This window comes from Xylanimonas sp. McL0601 (assembly GCF_049852175.1).
In the GTDB taxonomy this organism is placed as follows: Bacteria; Actinomycetota; Actinomycetes; order Actinomycetales; family Cellulomonadaceae; genus Xylanimonas.
This window is the reverse complement of the sequence record NZ_CP187527.1, coordinates 2,877,214-2,895,402: the sequence shown is the minus strand read 5'-3', so window position 1 is coordinate 2,895,402 and position 18,189 is coordinate 2,877,214. Positions and strand designations below refer to the sequence as shown.

Below are 18,189 nucleotides of genomic sequence, written 5' to 3'. Positions count from 1 at the left end.
GATGAAGTTCACTGACGGCTACTGGAAGGCGCGCCGCGGCGTCGCGCCGCTGTACGCGGTGGAGGTCGACGACGTCCGCGTCGACGAGGCCGCGGGGACCATGACGGTCTTCGCGCCGACCGGGCGCATCAGCCACCGCGGCGACACGCTCAACCGCCCGATGCTGACCGTGGACCTCTCCGCGCACGCCCCCGGGGTGGTCAAGGTGCGCGTCACGCACCATGCCGGCGCAGCCGTGCGCGGCCCGCACTTCCCGGTCGCCGCCGAGGCCGGGTACACCCCGATCCTCAAGCTCGACGACGAAGAGGGCCTGCTCGACGCCGACGGCCTGACCGTGCGCGTGAAGCGCAACGGCCCGTGGCGCATCGAGTTCGAGCAGGACGGCCGCCCGCTGACCTCCAGCCTGCCCAAGTCGGTCGGCTACATGACCTCGGACGGCTCAGGCCCGCTGCCGGCCGGAACCTGGGTGCACGAGCAGCTCACGCTCGAGCCGGGCGAGAGCGTCTACGGACTCGGCGAGCGGTTCGGCGCGTTCGTCAAGAACGGGCAGGAGGTCGACGTCTGGAACGAGGACGGCGGCACCTCGTCGGAGCAGGCGTACAAGAACGTGCCGTTCTACCTCTCGTCGAAGGGCTACGGCGTCTTCGTCGCCCACACCGAGAAGGTCTCGTTCGAGGTCGGCTCCGAGGTCAACACGCGGGCGCAGTTCTCGGTGCCCGGGCAGTCGCTCGAGTACTACGTGATCGCCGGCCCCACGCCCAAGGACGTGCTGCGCCGCTACACGGCGCTCACCGGGCGGCCGGCCCGCGTGCCCGCGTGGTCGTTCGGCCTGTGGCTGTCGACGTCGTTCACGACGTCGTACGACGAGGCGACGGTCACCTCGTTCATCGACGGCATGCGCGAGCGCGAGATCCCGCTGTCGGTGTTCCACTTCGACTGCTTCTGGATGCGCGAGTACCAGTGGTGCGACTTCGAGTGGGACCCGCGCGTCTTCCCCGACCCCGAGGGCATGATCGCCCGCCTGCACGAGCGCGGGCTCAAGGTGTGCGTCTGGATCAACCCGTACATCGGCCAGCGCTCGCCGCTGTTCGCGGAAGCGGCCGAGCGCGGGTACCTGCTCCGGACCACCGACGGTGGCGTGTGGCAGTGGGACCAGTGGCAGGCCGGCATGGGGCTCGTCGACTTCACCAACCCCGAGGCCTCGGCCTGGTACGTCGGCAAGCTCGAGAAGCTCGTCGACCAGGGCGTCGACACGTTCAAGACGGACTTCGGCGAGCGCATCCCGGTCGACGACGTCGTCTGGCACGACGGGTCCGACCCGCAGCGCATGCACAACTACTACACGCAGCTCTACAACGAGGCCGTCTTCCGGCTGCTCGAGCGACGGCGCGGCGAGGGCGACGCCGTGGTGTTCGCGCGGTCCGCGACCGCTGGCGGGCAGCAGCTGCCCGTCCACTGGGGCGGCGACAACGACTCGACGTACGCGTCGATGGCGGAGACGCTGCGCGGCGGGCTGTCGCTCGCGCTGAGCGGGTTCGGCTACTGGTCGCACGACATCGGCGGGTTCGAGGGCACCCCGGACGCCGGCGTGTTCAAGCGCTGGCTGCCGTTCGGCCTGCTGTCGTCGCACTCGCGCCTCCACGGCAACACCTCCTACCGGGTGCCGTGGGCGTTCGACGACGAAGCCGTCGACGTGGCCCGGCGCTTCACGCGGCTCAAGCTCTCGCTCATGCCGTACCTGGGCCGCCTGGCCGAGGAGGCGCACACCGAGGGCGTGCCGATGATGCGCCCGATGGTGCTCGAGTTCCCCGGCGACCGCGGCGCGCACCCTGTCGACACGCAGTTCATGCTGGGCGACGCGCTGGTCGTGGCCCCGGTGTTCAGCGCGACCGGCGACGTCGACGTCTACGTCCCCGAGGGCACCTGGACGTCGCTGCTCGACGGGTCGACCGTCACCGGCCCGCGCTGGGTGCACCAGAAGCACGGCTACACGACCGTGCCGCTGTACGTGCGACCGGGCACCGTGCTGCCGGTCGGCGCGCGCGACGACGCGCCCGAGTACGCGTGGGCCGACGGCGTCACGCTGCACTGCTTCGAGCTGCCGGACGGGTTCGACCAGACCCTGACCGTCCCGGGCGGGACGGGCGCCCCGGCGACGTTCTGCGTCCGCCGCGAGGGCGACCGCGTCGTCGCGAGCAGCGGCGACGCGCCCGGCGAGTGGGGTCTGCGGGTCGGCGACCAGGCCGGCCGTGCCACCTTCGCGAACGAGATCACGATCGTCCTGGCCGAGGAGGCGACCCGATGAGCACCGACCCGATGAGCACCGACCCGATGAGCACCGAGCCGTTCCGCGACCCGGGCCTGCCCGCGATCGACCGCGCCAAGGATCTGCTCGCCCGGCTGACGCCGCAGGAGCGCGTCGCGATGCTCCACCAGCACGCCCCGGCCGTCGAGCGCCTGGGCCTCGCGGCCTTCCACACGGGCGCCGAGGCACTGCACGGCGTCGCGTGGCTCGGCAAGGCGACGGTGCTGCCGCAGGCGGTGGGCCTCGGGGCCACCTGGGACCCGGAGCTCCTCGAGCGCCTGGGCGAGATGGTGGGCACCGAGCAGCGGGCCAAGCACGCGGAAAACCCGGGCGTGAGCCTCAACGTGTGGGCGCCCGTCGTCAACACGCTCCGCCACCCGGCATGGGGGCGCAACGAGGAGGGGCTCGCCGAGGACCCGCACCTCACGGCCCACCTCGCGACGGCGTACGCGCGCGGCCTGCGCGGCAGCCACCCGACGGTGTGGAAGACGGTCCCGACCCTCAAGCACTTCCTGGGCTACAACAACGAGGTCGACCGTTCGTCGACGAGCTCGAACCTCTCGCAGCGCACGCTGCACGAGGAGGAGCTCCCGGCCTTCTGCGAGCCGGTGGCGCGGGAGGTCGTCGGCGCCGTCATGCCGTCGTACAACCGCGTCAACGGCGAGCCCGCGCACACGAGCGGCGAGCTGTTCGACGAGCTGCGCTCGTGGGCGCCCGACGAGATCGCCCTCGTCTCCGACGCGTGGGCGCCGACGGCGCTCGTCACGGTCCAGCGCGCGTTCCCCGACCACGTGACCTCGCACGCCGCCGCGCTGCGCGCCGGCCTGGACTCGTTCACCGACGGGGACGCCGAGTCCCAGCACACCGTCGAGCGCCTCACGCAGGCGCTCGAGCGCGGCCTCGTCACGCAGGCCGACGTCGACCGTGCGGTGCTGCGCCTGCTGCACCTGCGCGTGCGCACGGGAGAGCTCGACGCCGCCGACCCCTACGCCGGGATCGGTGCCGACGCGATCGACCTGCCCGAGCACCGCGTGCTCGCGCGGGAGGCCGCGGCCAAGTCCGTCGTCGTGCTCGCCAACGACGGCGTGCTGCCGCTGGCGCCGCCGCGGCGCATCGCCGTCGTCGGGCCGCTCGCCGACGCCGTGCTCACCGACTGGTACTCGGGCACGCCGCCCTACTCCGTGACGCTCGCCGACGGCCTGCGCGAGCGCTTCCCCGACGCTCAGGTCGAGGTCGTCGGCGGGGGCGACGTCGTGGGCCTGCGCGCGACCAGCACCGACGGATACGTCGTCGTGGTCGAGGACGGGTCGGCCGTCGCGGCCGACGCCTCCGTCCTCGCGGCGGACGGGCTCTTCGACCTCACCGACTGGGGCGACGGCGTGGTCACGCTGCGCTCGCACGCCTCGGGCGGGCTGCTCACCGGCGCGGCCTGGCCCGCGAAGGCCGACGCCGCGCGCGTCGGTGGCTGGGTGGTCCAGGAGTCGTTCCGGCGGCACCTGCACCCGGACGGCACGTCGTCGTTCCAGCACCTCGGGAGCAACAAGTGGCTGCGCGTCACGCGCGGCACGAACCTCGTGGGGGCGGACGGGCTGAGCGTCGAGGAGGCCGAGCGGTTCGTCGTGCGGACCGTGACCTCGGGCCACGCGGCCGTCGCCGCGGCGGCAGCGGCGGCGGACGTCGTCGTCATCGCGCTCGGCAACGACCCCCACCTGTCGGGGCGCGAGACGCAGGACCGACCGCACCTGCGCCTGCCCGAGAGCGGCGCCGAGCTGCTCCGGGCCGCTCAGGAGGCCAACGCGAGCACGGTGCTGGCCGTCGTCTCGTCGTTCCCGTACGTGCTGCCGCCAGCCGCACACCGGGCCCGGGCGATCGTCTGGTCGAGCCACGGCGGGCAGGAGCTCGGGCACGGCCTCGCCGACGTCCTGGCGGGTGACGTCGAGCCGTACGGACGGCTCACCCAGCAGTGGCCCGTGGACGAGACGCAGCCGGGCGACCTGCTCGACTACGACACGCACGCCCAGAAGGCCACCTACCGGCACACCGACCGGGAGCCGGCGTTCGCGTTCGGGCACGGCCTGACGTACTCCACCGTCACCTACGGCGCGCTCGCGCTGTCGACCGCCAGCGTGGCGGCGCCGGCACCGACGCTACGGCACGCGCCGCTCGGTGCCGGCGGCGAGCCGGGCGGGGCGGTGACGGCGTCGGTCACTGTGACGAACACGGGGGCCCGGCCCGCCGACGAGCTCGTGCAGGTCTACGCGCTCAGCCCGCAGGACCTGCCGCTGGGCACGCCGCGCCGCCTCCTGCTCGGCTTCCGCCGCGTGCGGCTCGAGCCGGGGGAGTCGCGCGAGGTCGTGGTCGGGTTCGACGTCGCGCGCCTGGCGGTGTGGGACCCGGCCGCGCGCGTCCCGGGCGCGCCGACGGGCTGGCTCCACGAGGGCGCCCTGCGCGTCCAGGCGGCGGAGTACGGGATCGCGGCGGGGCCGTCGGCGGCGGACCTGCCGGCGGTGGGGGCGCTGACCGTCGGCGTGCCGGCATGACGGCGGCACCCCGAGACGGCGACCGGCGAACACCAGGTGAACATCTCGGGCCCGGAGGGCTGTCCTGGCGAGAAGTGCGGTTAGGTTCGGCGGCGACGTCCACTTCACCAGGAGGATCGATGCCTGCTTCCGCCACCGCTACCGCCACCCCGAAGCTGACGCCCGCCGTCGCAGCGTGGGTCGACCGTCAGGACACCCCGGGCCTGGGTCTCACCGAGGCCCTCGCCGAGCTGCACCAGGACTGGTCGACCGGTCCGGCCGCCAGCCACGAGGATCACCTGCGCCGTCTCGCGGCGATGAACGAGCTCGCCGTGGCGCTGCGCGCCGCCACGGTCCACGCCGCGCTCGAGGCCCTCGAGGCCGGCGTGGACGCCAAGCAGATCGCCGCGAGCCTCGGCTCGACCGGCGCGACGGTCACCAAGTGGGTCAAGGAGGCTCGTGCTGCCGCCTGAGCAGCGCTAGCCTGCCCGGCGTGACAGCGCTCGGGTGGAGCCACAACGACCACTTCCACGGCTGGGTCGTGCGTCGCCTCCGGGCGGCGCGCGGCCCAGCCGTCGGCGTTCTCGACGTCGGCTGCGGCAACGGCGGGCTCGTCGCCGCGCTGCGGTCGCGCGGGTTCGCGCCCGTCGTCGGCATCGACCCCGACCCGGCCATGGCGCGCTCGGCGACGGAGCGCTTCGCCGCGGACGACGACGTCACGGTTGCGCGCACCTCGTTCTTCGACCTCGCGCGCGGCGACGGTCTCGTGCCCGACGGCGGGGCGGCCGCGCTCACGATGGTCGCCTCGCTCCACCATCTCGCACACCAGAACGGGCTGGAGCCCTCGCTCCGGCACGCGCGCGAGCTCCTCGCGCCGGGCGGCAGGCTGGTCGTCGTCGGGCTGGCGCGCCCGACGACACCCGCGGACTTCGCGGTGGACCTCGCCTCGATCGTCCTGAATCGCGTCATGGGGCTCGCCAAGCGGGTCGCTGGCGCGCCGCGCTGGGTCGAGGACGGGATGCCGGTGCGGGACCCCGACGAGAGCTTCACCCAGGTGGTGCGGGCGGCGCAGACGGTGCTGCCCGGCGCGCGCGTCCGCCGGCGGCTCTGGTTCCGCTACACGCTGGAGTGGTCGGCCGCCTGACCGCCGTCGGCCGCGTGGGCGGCCTCGGCGAGCAGCGCCGCGTGCTCGGTGCGCACCAGGAAGTCGCGGATGGTGTCCCGGCTCCGGTGGAGGCAGGCGAGCCGCGCCTCGATGCCCACCAGCTCGCTCGCCAGCATCTCGGCGACCGTGCGCGGGCAGCTCGGCTCGTCGCGCTCGGCGGCCTCCTCCATGTCGAGGAGCACGCGCACGAGGCGGGTCGGCAGGCCCGCCTGCACCAGCCCGGCCACGCGCCGCACCAGCTCGACGTCGTCGTCACCGTAGGTGCGGTAGCCGTTGCTCGCGCGCGCCGCACCGACCAGGCCCTCCTGCTCGTAGTAGCGCACCGCGCGTGGGCTCACGCCCGCGCGGGCGGCCAGCTCGCCGATCTTCATGCCGCCTCCCGTCGACCCCTTGACCTTGACGTCAACGTCAAACTTTACGGTCATCGCATGACGACACCAAGACTGCCGTGGCCCTCCCTGCTGGTGCTCGCGGCCGCCACGTTCGTGATGGTGACCGCGGAGATGCTGCCGACCGCGGTGCTGCCCCAGCTCAGCGCCGGGCTGGGCGTCTCCGAGGCGCGCACCGGGGCTCTGGTCTCGGTCTGGGCCGGCACGGTGGTGGTGGCGAGCTTCCCCCTCGTGCGCGCGACCCGCCGCGTCGGGCGACGGCGCCTCGTCGTGGCCGCGCTGCTCGCGCTCGCGGCGTCCGGCGCGCTCACCGCCGTGGCCCCCGGATACCCGGTCGCGCTCGCCGCGCGGGTCGCCGGTGCGGCCGCCGTCGGGGTGCTCTGGGCCACGGTCAACGCACACCTCGCCGACCTCGTCCCGGACGTGCTGCTGGGCCGCGCGGTCTCCGTCGTCCTGGGCGGCGCGACGCTCGGGATGGTGCTCGGCACGCCGCTCGCCAACCTCGTGGCGCGGGGCATCGGCTGGCGGGCCGCCTTCGCGGCGCTCGCAGTGCTGGCCCTCGCGTCGGCGGCACTCGTGCGGCTCGTGGTGGCGGACGCCCCAGCCCCCGGGCGGAGCGGGCGCACCCTCGGGGACGGGCCGGGCGGCACGCTGGCGACCCCGAGCCGGTGGCCGATGGCCGCCCTCACGGTGACCGTCGGCGTGCTGCTGGTCGGCCACTACGGGGCCTACACGTTCGTCACGCGCCTGGTCGACGCGCCGGCCGGCGCGCTGCCCGGCGGGAGCAGCACGGTGCTGCTCCTCTTCGGCCTGGCGTCGGCCGCGGGCCTCGTCGCGGCGGGCCGGTTCGGCGCCCGTACCGGGGGGGCGCTCGTGGTGAGCTCCGGGCTCACCGCCGTCGGCCTCCTCGCGCTGCCCGCGGCCGCCACCCAGCCCGTGCTGGGGCTCGGCGTCGTGCTGCTGTGGGGCGCCGCGTCCGGTGCGCTGCCACCACTCGCGCAGACGGCGATCCTGCGGCTGGGCGGCCCCGCGCACCGCACGACGGCGGGAGCCCTCATCCCGGTGGTCTTCAACGGTGGCATCGCCGTCGGCGCCGCCCTCGCCGCCGCCCTCGTCTCCGGCCACGGCGTCGGCGCGCTGCCGCTGCCGGCCGCCGTCGTCGTGCTCGTGGCGACGACGGCGACCGGCGCCGTCGTGCGCGGGACCAGCCGGCGCCAGGCGCAGGCGGCCCCGCCCGACGCGCTCAGCAGTGCCGATGCACGTCAGGACCTCTCGACCCCGCCCGCCGAGCTCAGCAGTGGGGCGCGACCGGCCGGCCCGTCCCGGTGATGAGATACGCGTCCGAGACCCAGTTGTGCGGCCCGATCCGGTACCAGAGGTTGGTCGTCCCGCGCGTGCCCGAGATGGTGGTCCCGCGCGCGTGACACAGCAGGGGGACACGCGCGCTGTTCACCGCGAGCCCCACCGCGCGGTAGCCGGTGCCCGGTCCCGAACGGACGTTGAGGGGCTTGACCGGGGACGCGACGACGCCCGTGCGGGCGCTGCCCTGCCACAGGTAGGTGACGTGCACCGCCGCGTTCCTGCTCAGGCGCAGCCCCGCGGCAAACGTGCCGTCCGCCAGGTCGATGCCCGACGGGTTGAGCACGGTGCGTCCCCGCTCGTCCTTGCCGCCCTTGTAGTGGTCGTAGTACGCGGCCGTCGCCGCGGGCCTGCCGTGCGGGAGGTCCTGCGCGTAGTGCCGGGTGGTGCTCCAGTAGTCGTCCCGCGTGTTCCACGGCCCCACGTCCCACACGGGCGCGTACTCGCACCTGCCCGTCGACGGCGCGCACACCCGCACCGTGTACCTGCCGGAGCCGTTCGCCGCCAGGGCGCGGCGCGAGGGCAGCGCGACGAAGTGGTCGCGCGGAGTGATGACGTGCCCGTTCGCCGTCGTGCGGCCGACCAGCCCCTCGCGCGTCGCGAAGACCCAGTGGCTGCCACCGTCGGCCCCGTCCGCCGCGGCGGGAGCGGCGAACGCCACCGTCCCCGCCGTCAGCAACGTGGCGGCGCACCCGAGGACCATCAGTCCCCGCCGGCGCCGGGACCCCCGCTGGGGCCTCTTGTCCGCAGTCAGCATGACGCGAATGTAATTTGCGGCACACGGGCCTGCGACCTGGGGAGTTATCGGCGCGGGCCCGGGTCAAGCATCGACGCGGGTGAAATCTGCGGCCGTTCGGACACCTGCGAGGATGGGCCTATGCCCGCCCCGCAGCCCGCCGACCTGCCCGCCGCGACCCCCGGCGGCGCGCCCCGAACCGTCACGATCCTCGGCTCCACCGGCTCGATCGGCACCCAGGCGATCGACGTCGTGCGCCGCCACCCCGACCGCTTCCGGGTCGAGGCGCTCAGCGCCGGCGGAGGCGACGTCGCGCTGCTCGCCGCGCAGGCGGCCGAGCTCGGTGTCGCCGCCGTCGCCGTCGCGAACCCCGCCCGGGCGGCCGACCTGCGTGACGCCCTCGCGGACGCCGGCGCGACCGGCGCCGAGGTGCTCGCCGGCCCGGATGCCGCCGCCGAGCTCGCGGGGCGCGGCTCCGACGTCGTCCTCAACGGCATCACCGGGAGCGTCGGGCTGCGGCCCACGCTCGCCGCGCTCGCGGCCGGCTCGATGCTCGCGCTGGCGAACAAGGAGTCGCTGGTCGTGGGCGGGTCGCTCGTCAAGGCTGCCGTCCGGCGCCCGGACCAGATCGTGCCCGTCGACTCCGAGCACAGCGCCATCGCGCAGTCGCTGCGGTCGGGCACGCACGCCGAGGTCAGGCGGCTCATCCTCACCGCGAGCGGAGGCCCGTTCCGCGGCCGCTCCCGGGACGCCATGAAGAAGGTCACGCCCGACCAGGCGCTGGCGCACCCCACGTGGAGCATGGGCCCGGTCGTGACGATCAACTCGGCGTCCCTCATGAACAAGGGCCTCGAGCTCATCGAGGCGCACCTGCTGTTCGACGTGCCGGTCGCCGACATCACCGTCGTCGTGCACCCGCAGTCGGTGGTCCACTCCATGGTCGAGTTCGTCGACGGGTCCACGATCGCGCAGGCCTCGCCACCCGACATGCGGCTGCCCATCGCGCTCGGCCTGTCCTGGCCCGACCGCCTCGACCCGGTCGCCACCCCGTGCGACTGGACGCAGGCCACCGCGTGGACGTTCGAGCCGCTCGACGAGGCGACCTTCCCCGCCGTCGGTCTGGCGCGCGCCGCCGCGGTGGCCTCGGCCACGCACCCCGCCGTCTACAACGCGGCGAACGAGCAGGGCGTCGCGGCGTTCCTGGCCGGCCGCATCGGATTCCTGGACATCGTCGACACCGTCGAGCGCGTGCTCGGCGAGCACGACGGCGTCGCCCCCGACGCGGTCACGCTCACCGACGTCGAGGCCGCCGAGTCCTGGGCCCGGGCCCGCGCGGACGAGCTGCTCGACCGGCGCTGACCGGCCAGGGCGCGCCGGGCCGCCGAAGATCCTCACACGACGGCCAGGAGAACCCCAGTCGCGGCGCCTACGCTGGGGCGGGTGAGCATCGTGGTGGGCATCCTCGTCGTCGTCCTGGGCATCGCCGTCTCCATCGCCCTGCACGAGGTGGGACACATGGTTCCCGCCAAGGCGTTCGGCGTGCGCGTCAGCCAGTACATGGTGGGGTTCGGCCCCACGCTCTGGTCGCGGACCAAGGGCGAGACCGAGTACGGCGTCAAGGCGATCCCGCTCGGCGGGTACGTCCGGATGGTCGGCATGATGCCGCCTGCGCCCGCCGGCACGCGCCGCGGCAGCGGCTTCTTCGCCCAGGTCATCGCGGACGCCCGCGACCAGAGCGTCGACGAGATCCGCCCCGGCGAGGAGCAGCGCGCGTTCTACCACCTGTCCACGCCCAAGAAGCTCGTGGTCATGCTGGGCGGCCCGGTGATGAACCTGGTGCTCGCCGTCGTGCTCACCGCGGCCTTCATGGCCATCGGCGTCACCCAGCAGACGACGACGGTCGCGGCCGTGAGCGAGTGCGTCCCCACCGCGACCGGCGCGCCGTGCGACGCCTCCGCCGCGCCGGCACCCGCCGCCGCGGCAGGGCTGCGCGCGGGCGACCGCATCGTCTCGTACGACGGCAACCGCACCCACACCTGGACCGACCTCCTCGACGCCATCGACGGCACCGCCGGCCAGGCCGTCCCGGTCGTCGTCGAGCGCGACGGGAAGCAGCTGACGCTCACCATCACACCGGTCGACGTGCGCCGCGCGGTCGTCGAGGCGGACGGCACCGTCGTCAAGGACGCCCGCGGCGAGGTCCAGACCGTCAGCGGCGCGTTCCTGGGCGTGGCGCCGACCATGGCCCGCCAGGCGATGCCGATGAGCCAGGTGCCCGCCGAGGTCGGGCGCATGTTCACGGGCACGGCCGGCGCCGTCGTCACGTTCCCGGCAAAGGTCTACCAGGCGGTCGAGCAGACCTTCACGGACGCCCCGCGCTCGGCCGACGGCGTCATGTCCGTGGTCGGCGTGGGCCGGGCCGCCGTGGGCGTGGCCGGGCTGGACGCCACCGTGATGGACCGCGTCGCGATCATGCTCAGCCTGCTCGCCTCGCTCAACATGGCGCTCTTCGTGTTCAACCTGATCCCGCTGCTGCCGCTCGACGGCGGGCACGTCGTCAACGCGCTCTACGAGGGCGCCAAGCGCACCGTCGCCCGGGTGCGCGGGCTCCGGGTCCTGCCCGGCCCGGCCGACGTCGCACGCATGATGCCCGTCGCGTACGTCATGTTCGTGGTGCTGATGGGCTCGGGCCTGCTGCTCATCGTGGCCGACGTCGTCGACCCCGTGAAGATCTTCTGACGAGCCCGTGACCAGGCCCTGGCCGGCGCGGGCGAGTGGCCCGCGCCGGGGGATACTGGGCTGGTGAGCACTGTCAATCTCGGTATGCCCAGCGCCGCGACCCCGGGGGCCGCCCCGACGCTGGCCCCCCGCCGAACGTCCCGGAAGATCAAGGTGGGCAAGGTCGAGGTGGGTGGCGACGCCCCCATCAGCGTCCAGTCCATGACGACGACGCCGACCACCGACATCAACGCGACGCTGCAGCAGATCGCCGAGCTGACCGCCGCAGGCTGCGACATCGTGCGCGTGGCCGTCCCGACCGCCGACGACGCCGCGGCGCTGCCGGTGATCGCGAAGAAGTCGCAGATCCCGGTCATCGCCGACATCCACTTCCAGCCCAAGTACGTGTTCGCCGCGATCGACGCCGGCTGTGCCGCCGTCCGCGTGAACCCGGGCAACATCCGCAAGTTCGACGACCAGGTCAAGGAGATCGCGCAGGCCGCGAAGGACGCCGGCGTCTCGTTGCGCATCGGCGTCAACGCCGGCTCCCTCGACCCGCGCCTCCTGGCGAAGTACGGCAAGGCCACGCCCGAGGCCCTCGTCGAGTCGGCCGTCTGGGAGGCGTCGCTCTTCGAGGAGCACGGCTTCCACGACTTCAAGATCTCGGTCAAGCACAACGACCCCGTCGTCATGGTGCGCGCCTACGAGATGCTCGCCGAGCGCGGCGACTGGCCGCTGCACCTCGGCGTCACGGAAGCGGGGCCCGCCTTCCAGGGCACGATCAAGTCCGCGACCGCGTTCGGCGCACTGCTGAGCAAGGGCATCGGCGACACCATCCGCGTGTCCCTGTCCGCGCCGCCGGTCGAGGAGGTCAAGGTCGGCAACCAGATCCTCCAGGCCCTCAACCTGCGCCCCCGCAAGCTCGAGATCGTCTCGTGCCCCTCGTGCGGGCGCGCGCAGGTGGACGTCTACACCCTCGCCGAGCGGGTCACCGCAGGGCTCGAGGGCCTCGAGGTCCCGCTGCGCGTCGCGGTCATGGGCTGCGTCGTCAACGGCCCGGGCGAGGCCCGCGAGGCCGACCTCGGCGTCGCGTCCGGCAACGGCAAGGGTCAGATCTTCGTCAAGGGCGAGGTCATCAAGACCGTGCCCGAGTCGGAGATCGTCGAGACCCTCATCGAAGAGGCGATGCGCATCGCCGAGTCGATGCCGGCCCCGGACTCCGAGGGCGCCAGCCCGACCGTGACGGTCGGCTGAGACCCGGCGCGACCGTGGGCGTCCGGGATCAGGTCACCGCCGGGGCGGGACGCGACATCGCTCGCGTCCTCGCCCCGGCCGACCTGCCCGAGGCGCTCGCGGTGTGCGCGCTCGACCCGGTCGCCGCGGTGCTGGCGTCGTCGCGCATCGAGATCGCCGTGCGCGCGGGACTGCCCGCGGCGGGCGGCCAGGTCTGGGGGTGGCCCGCCGCTGGGCGGCTGCGCGCGGTCTGCTGGTCGGGAGCCAACCTCGTCCCGGTCGTGCCGGCCGCGCTCGGCGCCGACGGCGTCGACGCCATCGGGGCGTTCGTGCGCATCGCGCGGGGCCAGGGGAGACGCTCGTCGTCGATCGTCGGGGAGTCGGGCGCGGCGCTCGCCCTCTGGGCCGGGCTGGAGCGGTTCTGGCCGCCCGCGCGCGAGGTGCGTGCGCACCAGCCGTCGCTGGCGATCGCCCGGGACCCCGACGTCGAGCCCGACCCGCGCGTGCGGCTGTCGCGGCTCGAGGAGCTACCCACGCTGATGCCCGCGTGCGTCGCGATGTTCACCGAGGAGGTCGGCTACTCCCCGGTCGCCGGGGGAGGGGTGGCGTACCGCGAGCGCGTCCGCTCGCTCGTCGCCGACAGCAGGTCCTACGTCCGGTTCGCCGCACGGTTCGGCGACCCCTACGCCCGCCCGCCGGGTCCGGCCGTCGAGTTCAAGGCCGAGCTCGGTGCCGTCGCGCAGGGCGTCGCGCAGGTCCAGGGTGTGTGGGTGGACCCGGCCCTGCGCGGCCGACGGCTGTCGGAGGGCGGCATGGCCGCCGTCGTCGCCGACGCCCGCCGGCGCCTGGCCCCGGTGGTCTCGCTGTACGTCAACGGGTACAACGTGCGCGCGATGCGGGCGTACCGGCGAGTGGGCTTCGACCAGGTCGGGACGTTCGCGACCGTCCTCTTCTGAGCGTCCCGGCACCGGTCGGATCGCGCCCGGAGGGCATTCAGCCGGTGCCGCCGGGGTGCCATGGACGCATGGACGACGTGCTCCGGAAGCTGACGCTCCCCTCTGACCTGGCGGGCTGCCTCGAGGCCGCGCGCAGCATCACGATCCCGGCCAGCCGCGCCGAGCTCTACGAGCTCTCGCTCGGCACCGACGGGGCCGACACGTTCGACGTCGTGTTCGACGTGCCCGGGAGGGGTCCGGTCAAGGAGGCCGACGTCGTGCGGTGCCGCAACGGCATCGCGGTCAACTACCCCGACGACTACATCCGCCGGCGCGACCCCGACTGCATGCGGATCGGCGACGAGCTGCCGTCCGACAAGCCGCGGTTCGCCGCCGACCACGGCCCGTTCGCCCCGGTCAAGGCCGAGACGCTCGAGTGGCTGTCGCGGCAGGATCTCGTCGTCGTCCCGTTCAAGGCCGGCGGCCCCCGCTACGGCAGCCCGTCGCTCGCCGTCGTGCCGAAGAACACCGCGTTCTTCGCGACGGCTCTGGTGGACCTGCAGGGGTTCGTCACCTTCGACGAACTGGGCCCGTTCGCCCCGCGCTCGGTCGTCTACCTCGCCCCGCCCTTCCGGCACACCCACTTCGGGGGCAGGCAGGTCGTCGTCCACGACCGCACCGAGACGCTGCACGAGATCTTCGCGTACAACCTGTACCCGGGGCCCAGCGCCAAGAAGGGCGTGTTCTCGGCCCTGCTCGACATCGGCACGCACGAGGGCTGGCTCACGGCCCACGCCTCGTCCGTGCGCGTGACGACGCCGTACGAGAACGAGACCGTCATCATGCACGAGGGCGCCTCAGGCGGCGGCAAGTCCGAGATGTGCCAGGACCTGCGCCGCGAGGAGGACGGCCGCGTGCTGGTGGGCACCAACGTCGTCACCGGCGAGCCCTACGCGATCACGCTGTCGGAGACCTCGCGCCTCGAGCCCGTCACCGACGACATGACGCTGTGCCACCCGGCGTTGCAGCGCCCGTCGAGCGGCAAGATGGCCGTCGCCGACGCCGAAGACGGCTGGTTCGTGCGCGTCGACAACCTCACGCGCTACGGCGAGGACCCGCACCTCGAGAAGGCGATCATCCACCCGGACGAGCCGCTGATCTTCCTCAACATCGAGGGCCACGCGGGCGCCACGGCCCTGCCCTGGGAGCACGTGCTCGACGCGGACGGCAAGCCCTGCTCCAACCCGCGCGTGATCATCCCGCGGAACCAGATCAAGGGCATCGTCGACGAGCCGCAGGAGGTCGACGTCCGCACGTTCGGCGTCCGCATGCCGGCGTGCACCGCAGCGCAGCCGACGTACGGTGTCATGGGCCTCATGCACGTCATCCCGCCGGCCCTGGCCTGGCTGTGGCGCCTGGTCACCCCGCGCGGCGACAAGAACCCGTCGATCGCGGCGACCGCGGCCGAGGCCGACGTCATCGCCCACGGCGGCATGGTCGCCGAGGGCGTGGGCTCGTTCTGGCCGTTCTCGACCAACACCAAGGTCGGCGCGGCGAACCTGCTGCTCGAGCAGATCCTCGCGGCGCCGAAGACGCGGTACGTGCTCACGCCGAACCAGCACGTCGGCGCCTACAAGGTGGGGTTCGCGGCCGAGTGGCTGGCCCGCGAGTACCTGGCCCGCCGCGGCCAGGGCCACGTGCGGCCCGAGTCGCTCGTCCCGTCGCGCTGCCCGCTCTTCGGCTTCGCGCTGCGGGACATGAAGATCGACGGCCAGCAGGTGCGGCCGTCGCTCCTGCGCCCCGAGCTGCAGTCGAAGGTCGGCACCGCGGCCTACGACGCCGGAGCGGGCATCATCACGGCCTTCTTCAAGTCCGAGCTGCAGCAGTTCCTCACGCCCGAGCTCGACCCGCTGGGCCGCCAGATCATCGAGGTCTGCCTGAACGACGGCACGCTCGCGGACTACCTGGCCCTCACGCCGCTCGACGTGGAGTGACCGCTACTTCAGCAGGCGGGACAGCCGCCGGTCCGCCAGCGGCTGCCCGCCGGTCTGGCACGTGGCGCAGTACTGCAGCGACCGGTCCGCGAACGACACCTCGCGGACCGTGTCGCCGCACACGGGGCAGGCGAGCCCGGTGCGCCCGTGCACGCGCATGCCCGCGCGCTTGGCGTCCTTGAGCTCCTTGGCCGGCTTGCCCGCTGCCGCCGCCACGGCGTCCGTGAGCGTGCCGACGATCGCGGCGTGCAGGGCAGCGACGTCGTCGGCGGTAAAGCTCTTCGTGAGCTTGTACGGCGACATGCGCGCGACGTGCAGGATCTCGTCCGAGTAGGCGTTGCCGATGCCCGCGACCGCCGACTGGTCGCGCAGCAGGCCTTTGACCTGCTGGTTCTTGCGGGCCATCAGCTCACGCAGGACGTCGGGCGTGAACGCCGGGTCGAGCGGCTCGGGGCCGAGCGTCGCGACCTGCTCGACGTCGCCCGGCGAGCGCACGACGTGGACCGCCAGCCGCTTCTGCGTGCCCGCCTCGGTCAGGTCGAACCCGGACCCGTCGTCGAACCGCACCCGGAGCGCGATCACCGCTCCCCGCGCCGAGCCGCCGAGCCGCGGCCGCACCGTCGTCGCCGGCACGGCGTCGTACCACCGCAGCCACCCGCCGCGGGACAGGTGCACGAGCAGGTGCGGGTCCGCCGCGTCGTCCGAGTCCGGGTCCGCGTCGGGCGTGAAGCTCGCCAGGTCGAGCCACTTGCCGTGCCTCGACCACCCGCGCACGGTCGCCCCGGCGAGCGCCGTCAGGGGAGGGGCGTACGTCTTGAGCGCGGCGATGTTGCCGACGTCGGCGCCCGTGATCGTGCGCCCCCGGGTGCGCCCGTCGAGAAACGTGACCAGCCCTTCGACCTCCGGCAGCTCCGGCATGAGGCCATTCAACCGCGGAGTGCCGACAGGCGTCGGGGGTCCGCCGGCCGCCGATATCCTGTGCCCCATGTCTGCTTCGTCGCTCGGCCGCGGTGACCTCCTGCGCCTGTCCACGCTGTTCGTCCGCACGCTGCGCGAGGATCCGGTCGACGCCGAGGTCGCGAGCCACAGGCTGCTGGTCCGCGCCGGCTACATCCGCCGCACCGCCCCCGGCATCTACACGTGGCTCCCGCTGGGCCTGCGGGTGCTGGCCAAGATCGAGCAGGTCGTGCGCGAGGAGATGCACGCCATCGGCGGCCAGGAGGTGCACTTCCCGGCGCTGCTGCCGCGCGAGCCCTACGAGGCGACGGGCCGCTGGGAGGAGTACGGCGCCGGCCTGTTCCGCCTCAAGGACCGCAAGGAGGCCGACTACCTCCTGGCGCCCACGCACGAGGAGATGTTCACGCTCCTGGTCAAGGACCTGTACTCCTCGTACAAGGACCTGCCGCTGACGCTCTTCCAGATCCAGACCAAGTACCGCGACGAGGCCCGTCCGCGCGCCGGCCTGATCCGCGGCCGCGAGTTCGTCATGAAGGACTCGTACTCGTTCGACACCACGGACGCCGGCCTCGACGCCGCCTACCAGCGCCACCGCGGCGCCTACGAACGCATCTTCCAGCGCCTGGGCCTCGACTACGTCATCGTCTCGGCGATGTCGGGGGCCATGGGCGGCTCGCGCTCCGAGGAGTTCCTCTCGCCGTCGCCGATCGGCGAGGACACCTTCGTGCGCTCCGCCGGCGGGTACGCGGCCAACGTCGAGGCCGTCGTGACGCCCGTCCCGGAGGCGATCCCGTACGACGACGCCCCCGCCGCGCACGTCGAGGACACCCCCGACACCCCGACCATCGAGACGCTGGTGGCGCTCGCCAACGCGAAGCACCCCCGCCCCGACCGCGAGTGGACCGCCGCCGACACGCTCAAGAACGTCGTGCTCGCGGTCACGCAGCCCGACGGGACGCGTGGCCTGCTCGTCGTCGGCGTGCCCGGCGACCGCGAGGTGGACATGAAGCGCCTCGAGGCGGCGCTCGAGCCGGCCGAGGCCGAGCCGGCCGGCGACGCCGACTTCGCGAAGCACCCGGGGCTGGTCAAGGGCTACATCGGCCCGGCCGCGCTCGGCCCGCAGGGCGCGCAGGTCACCGCCGAGGACGGCGGGACGTCGTCGGAGATCCGGTACCTCCTCGACCCGCGCGTGGTGCCCGGCACCCGCTGGATCACCGGCGCCAACGAGGCCGGCCGCCACGTGTTCGACCTGGTCGCCGGGCGCGACTTCACCGCGGACGGCACCATCGAGGCGGCCGAGGTGCGGGCGGGCGACCCGGCCCCCGACGGCTCGGGCCCCCTCGAGCTGGCCCGCGGCATCGAGATGGGCCACATCTTCCAGCTCGGCCGCAAGTACGCCCAGGCGCTCGGCCTGACGGTGCTCGACGAGAACGGCAAGCAGGTCGTCGTCACCATGGGCTCCTATGGCGTCGGCGTGACCCGCGCGCTGGCGGCGCTCGCGGAGGCGCACCACGACGAGCGCGGCCTGGCCTGGCCGGCGCACGTCGCCCCCGCGCACGTGCACGTCGTCGCGACCGGCAAGGGCACCGAGGTGTTCGAGGCGGCCGAGGCCCTCGCGCGGGGCCTCGTCGCGAACGGGGTCGAGGTCGTCTACGACGACCGGCCCAAGGTCTCCCCGGGCGTGAAGTTCGCCGACGCGGAGCTCCTCGGCGTCCCGCTGCTCGTCGTCGTGGGCCGCGGCCTGGCGGACGGCGTGGTCGAGCTCCGCCCGCGCGCGGGCGAGGCCCGCCAGCTGCCGGTGGCGGACGCAGTGGCCGAGGTGACCGCGGCGGTGGAGTCGCTTCTCGCCTGACGCCGTGTCATCCCGCAGTGGCGTTGG

General features: G+C 73.8%; 14 protein-coding genes. 11 read left to right on the top strand and 3 right to left on the bottom strand.

Going from position 1 to position 18,189, the window contains the following annotated elements:
• Position 1 precedes the first annotated feature (1 nt).
• From yicI to ACO4JP_RS13345, 4 genes are all read left to right on the top strand, one after another.
• Positions 2-2,305, top strand: coding sequence for an alpha-xylosidase (gene yicI / locus ACO4JP_RS13360; RefSeq protein ID WP_425954463.1), 2,304 nt, complete (start codon positions 2-4; stop codon positions 2,303-2,305).
• Complete coding sequence (locus ACO4JP_RS13355; RefSeq protein WP_425954461.1) at positions 2,302-4,845, top strand: glycoside hydrolase family 3 C-terminal domain-containing protein; 2,544 nt, start codon at positions 2,302-2,304, stop codon at positions 4,843-4,845. Before yicI ends, ACO4JP_RS13355 begins: the two co-directional genes overlap by 4 nt.
• 119 nt (positions 4,846-4,964) lie before the next feature.
• Positions 4,965-5,297: a hypothetical protein gene (locus ACO4JP_RS13350; protein ID WP_425954459.1), complete on the top strand. Its 333-nt coding sequence runs from the start codon at positions 4,965-4,967 to the stop codon at positions 5,295-5,297.
• A gap of 20 nt (positions 5,298-5,317) precedes the next feature.
• Positions 5,318-5,968 carry a class I SAM-dependent methyltransferase gene (locus tag ACO4JP_RS13345; RefSeq protein ID WP_425954457.1) on the top strand — a complete coding sequence of 217 codons (651 nt, stop codon included), beginning with the start codon at positions 5,318-5,320 and terminating at the stop codon, positions 5,966-5,968.
• Here the strand turns inward: ACO4JP_RS13345 and ACO4JP_RS13340 are convergent.
• A complete protein-coding gene (locus tag ACO4JP_RS13340; RefSeq protein ID WP_425954455.1) occupies positions 5,941-6,414 on the bottom strand; it encodes a MerR family transcriptional regulator in 474 nt (157 codons plus the stop codon). The two genes, ACO4JP_RS13345 and ACO4JP_RS13340, sit on opposite strands and share 28 nt — an antisense overlap.
• Before the next feature lie 3 nt (positions 6,415-6,417).
• Here ACO4JP_RS13340 and ACO4JP_RS13335 point away from each other — a divergent pair, with 3 nt between their 5' ends.
• The gene (locus ACO4JP_RS13335) at positions 6,418-7,707 is read left to right on the top strand and encodes an MFS transporter (protein ID WP_425954453.1); all 1,290 of its coding nucleotides are present in this window, start codon (positions 6,418-6,420) and stop codon (positions 7,705-7,707) included.
• Here the strand turns inward: ACO4JP_RS13335 and ACO4JP_RS13330 are convergent.
• Positions 7,670-8,494, bottom strand: coding sequence for a hypothetical protein (locus ACO4JP_RS13330; protein ID WP_425954451.1), 825 nt, complete (start codon positions 8,492-8,494; stop codon positions 7,670-7,672). The genes ACO4JP_RS13335 and ACO4JP_RS13330 overlap by 38 nt on opposite strands.
• 120 nt (positions 8,495-8,614) lie before the next feature.
• On the opposite strand from ACO4JP_RS13330, the gene dxr reads away from it, so the two are divergent.
• The 5 genes from dxr to ACO4JP_RS13305 all read left to right on the top strand — a co-directional run bounded on the left by dxr (position 8,615) and on the right by ACO4JP_RS13305 (position 15,353).
• Entirely contained in the window at positions 8,615-9,832 is a 1,218-nt protein-coding gene (gene dxr / locus ACO4JP_RS13325) for a 1-deoxy-D-xylulose-5-phosphate reductoisomerase (RefSeq protein ID WP_425954449.1), read from the top strand.
• Positions 9,833-9,913: 81 nt separating this feature from the next.
• Entirely contained in the window at positions 9,914-11,212 is a 1,299-nt protein-coding gene (locus ACO4JP_RS13320; RefSeq protein WP_425954447.1) for a M50 family metallopeptidase, read from the top strand.
• Positions 11,213-11,296: 84 nt separating this feature from the next.
• Entirely contained in the window at positions 11,297-12,445 is a 1,149-nt protein-coding gene (gene ispG, locus ACO4JP_RS13315; protein WP_425957113.1) for a flavodoxin-dependent (E)-4-hydroxy-3-methylbut-2-enyl-diphosphate synthase, read from the top strand.
• A 14-nt stretch (positions 12,446-12,459) separates the two neighbouring features.
• Positions 12,460-13,380, top strand: coding sequence for a GNAT family N-acetyltransferase (locus tag ACO4JP_RS13310; protein WP_425954445.1), 921 nt, complete (start codon positions 12,460-12,462; stop codon positions 13,378-13,380).
• A gap of 68 nt (positions 13,381-13,448) precedes the next feature.
• Complete coding sequence (locus ACO4JP_RS13305) at positions 13,449-15,353, top strand: DUF4914 family protein (RefSeq protein ID WP_425954443.1); 1,905 nt, start codon at positions 13,449-13,451, stop codon at positions 15,351-15,353.
• Between the two features lie 3 nt (positions 15,354-15,356).
• Here the strand turns inward: ACO4JP_RS13305 and ACO4JP_RS13300 are convergent, their stop codons facing one another.
• Positions 15,357-16,271: a DNA-formamidopyrimidine glycosylase family protein gene (locus ACO4JP_RS13300; protein ID WP_425954441.1), complete on the bottom strand. Its 915-nt coding sequence runs from the start codon at positions 16,269-16,271 to the stop codon at positions 15,357-15,359.
• A 67-nt stretch (positions 16,272-16,338) separates the two neighbouring features.
• On the opposite strand from ACO4JP_RS13300, the gene ACO4JP_RS13295 reads away from it, so the two are divergent.
• Positions 16,339-18,162, top strand: coding sequence for a proline--tRNA ligase (locus tag ACO4JP_RS13295; protein ID WP_425954439.1), 1,824 nt, complete (start codon positions 16,339-16,341; stop codon positions 18,160-18,162).
• Positions 18,163-18,189: the final 27 nt, after the last annotated feature.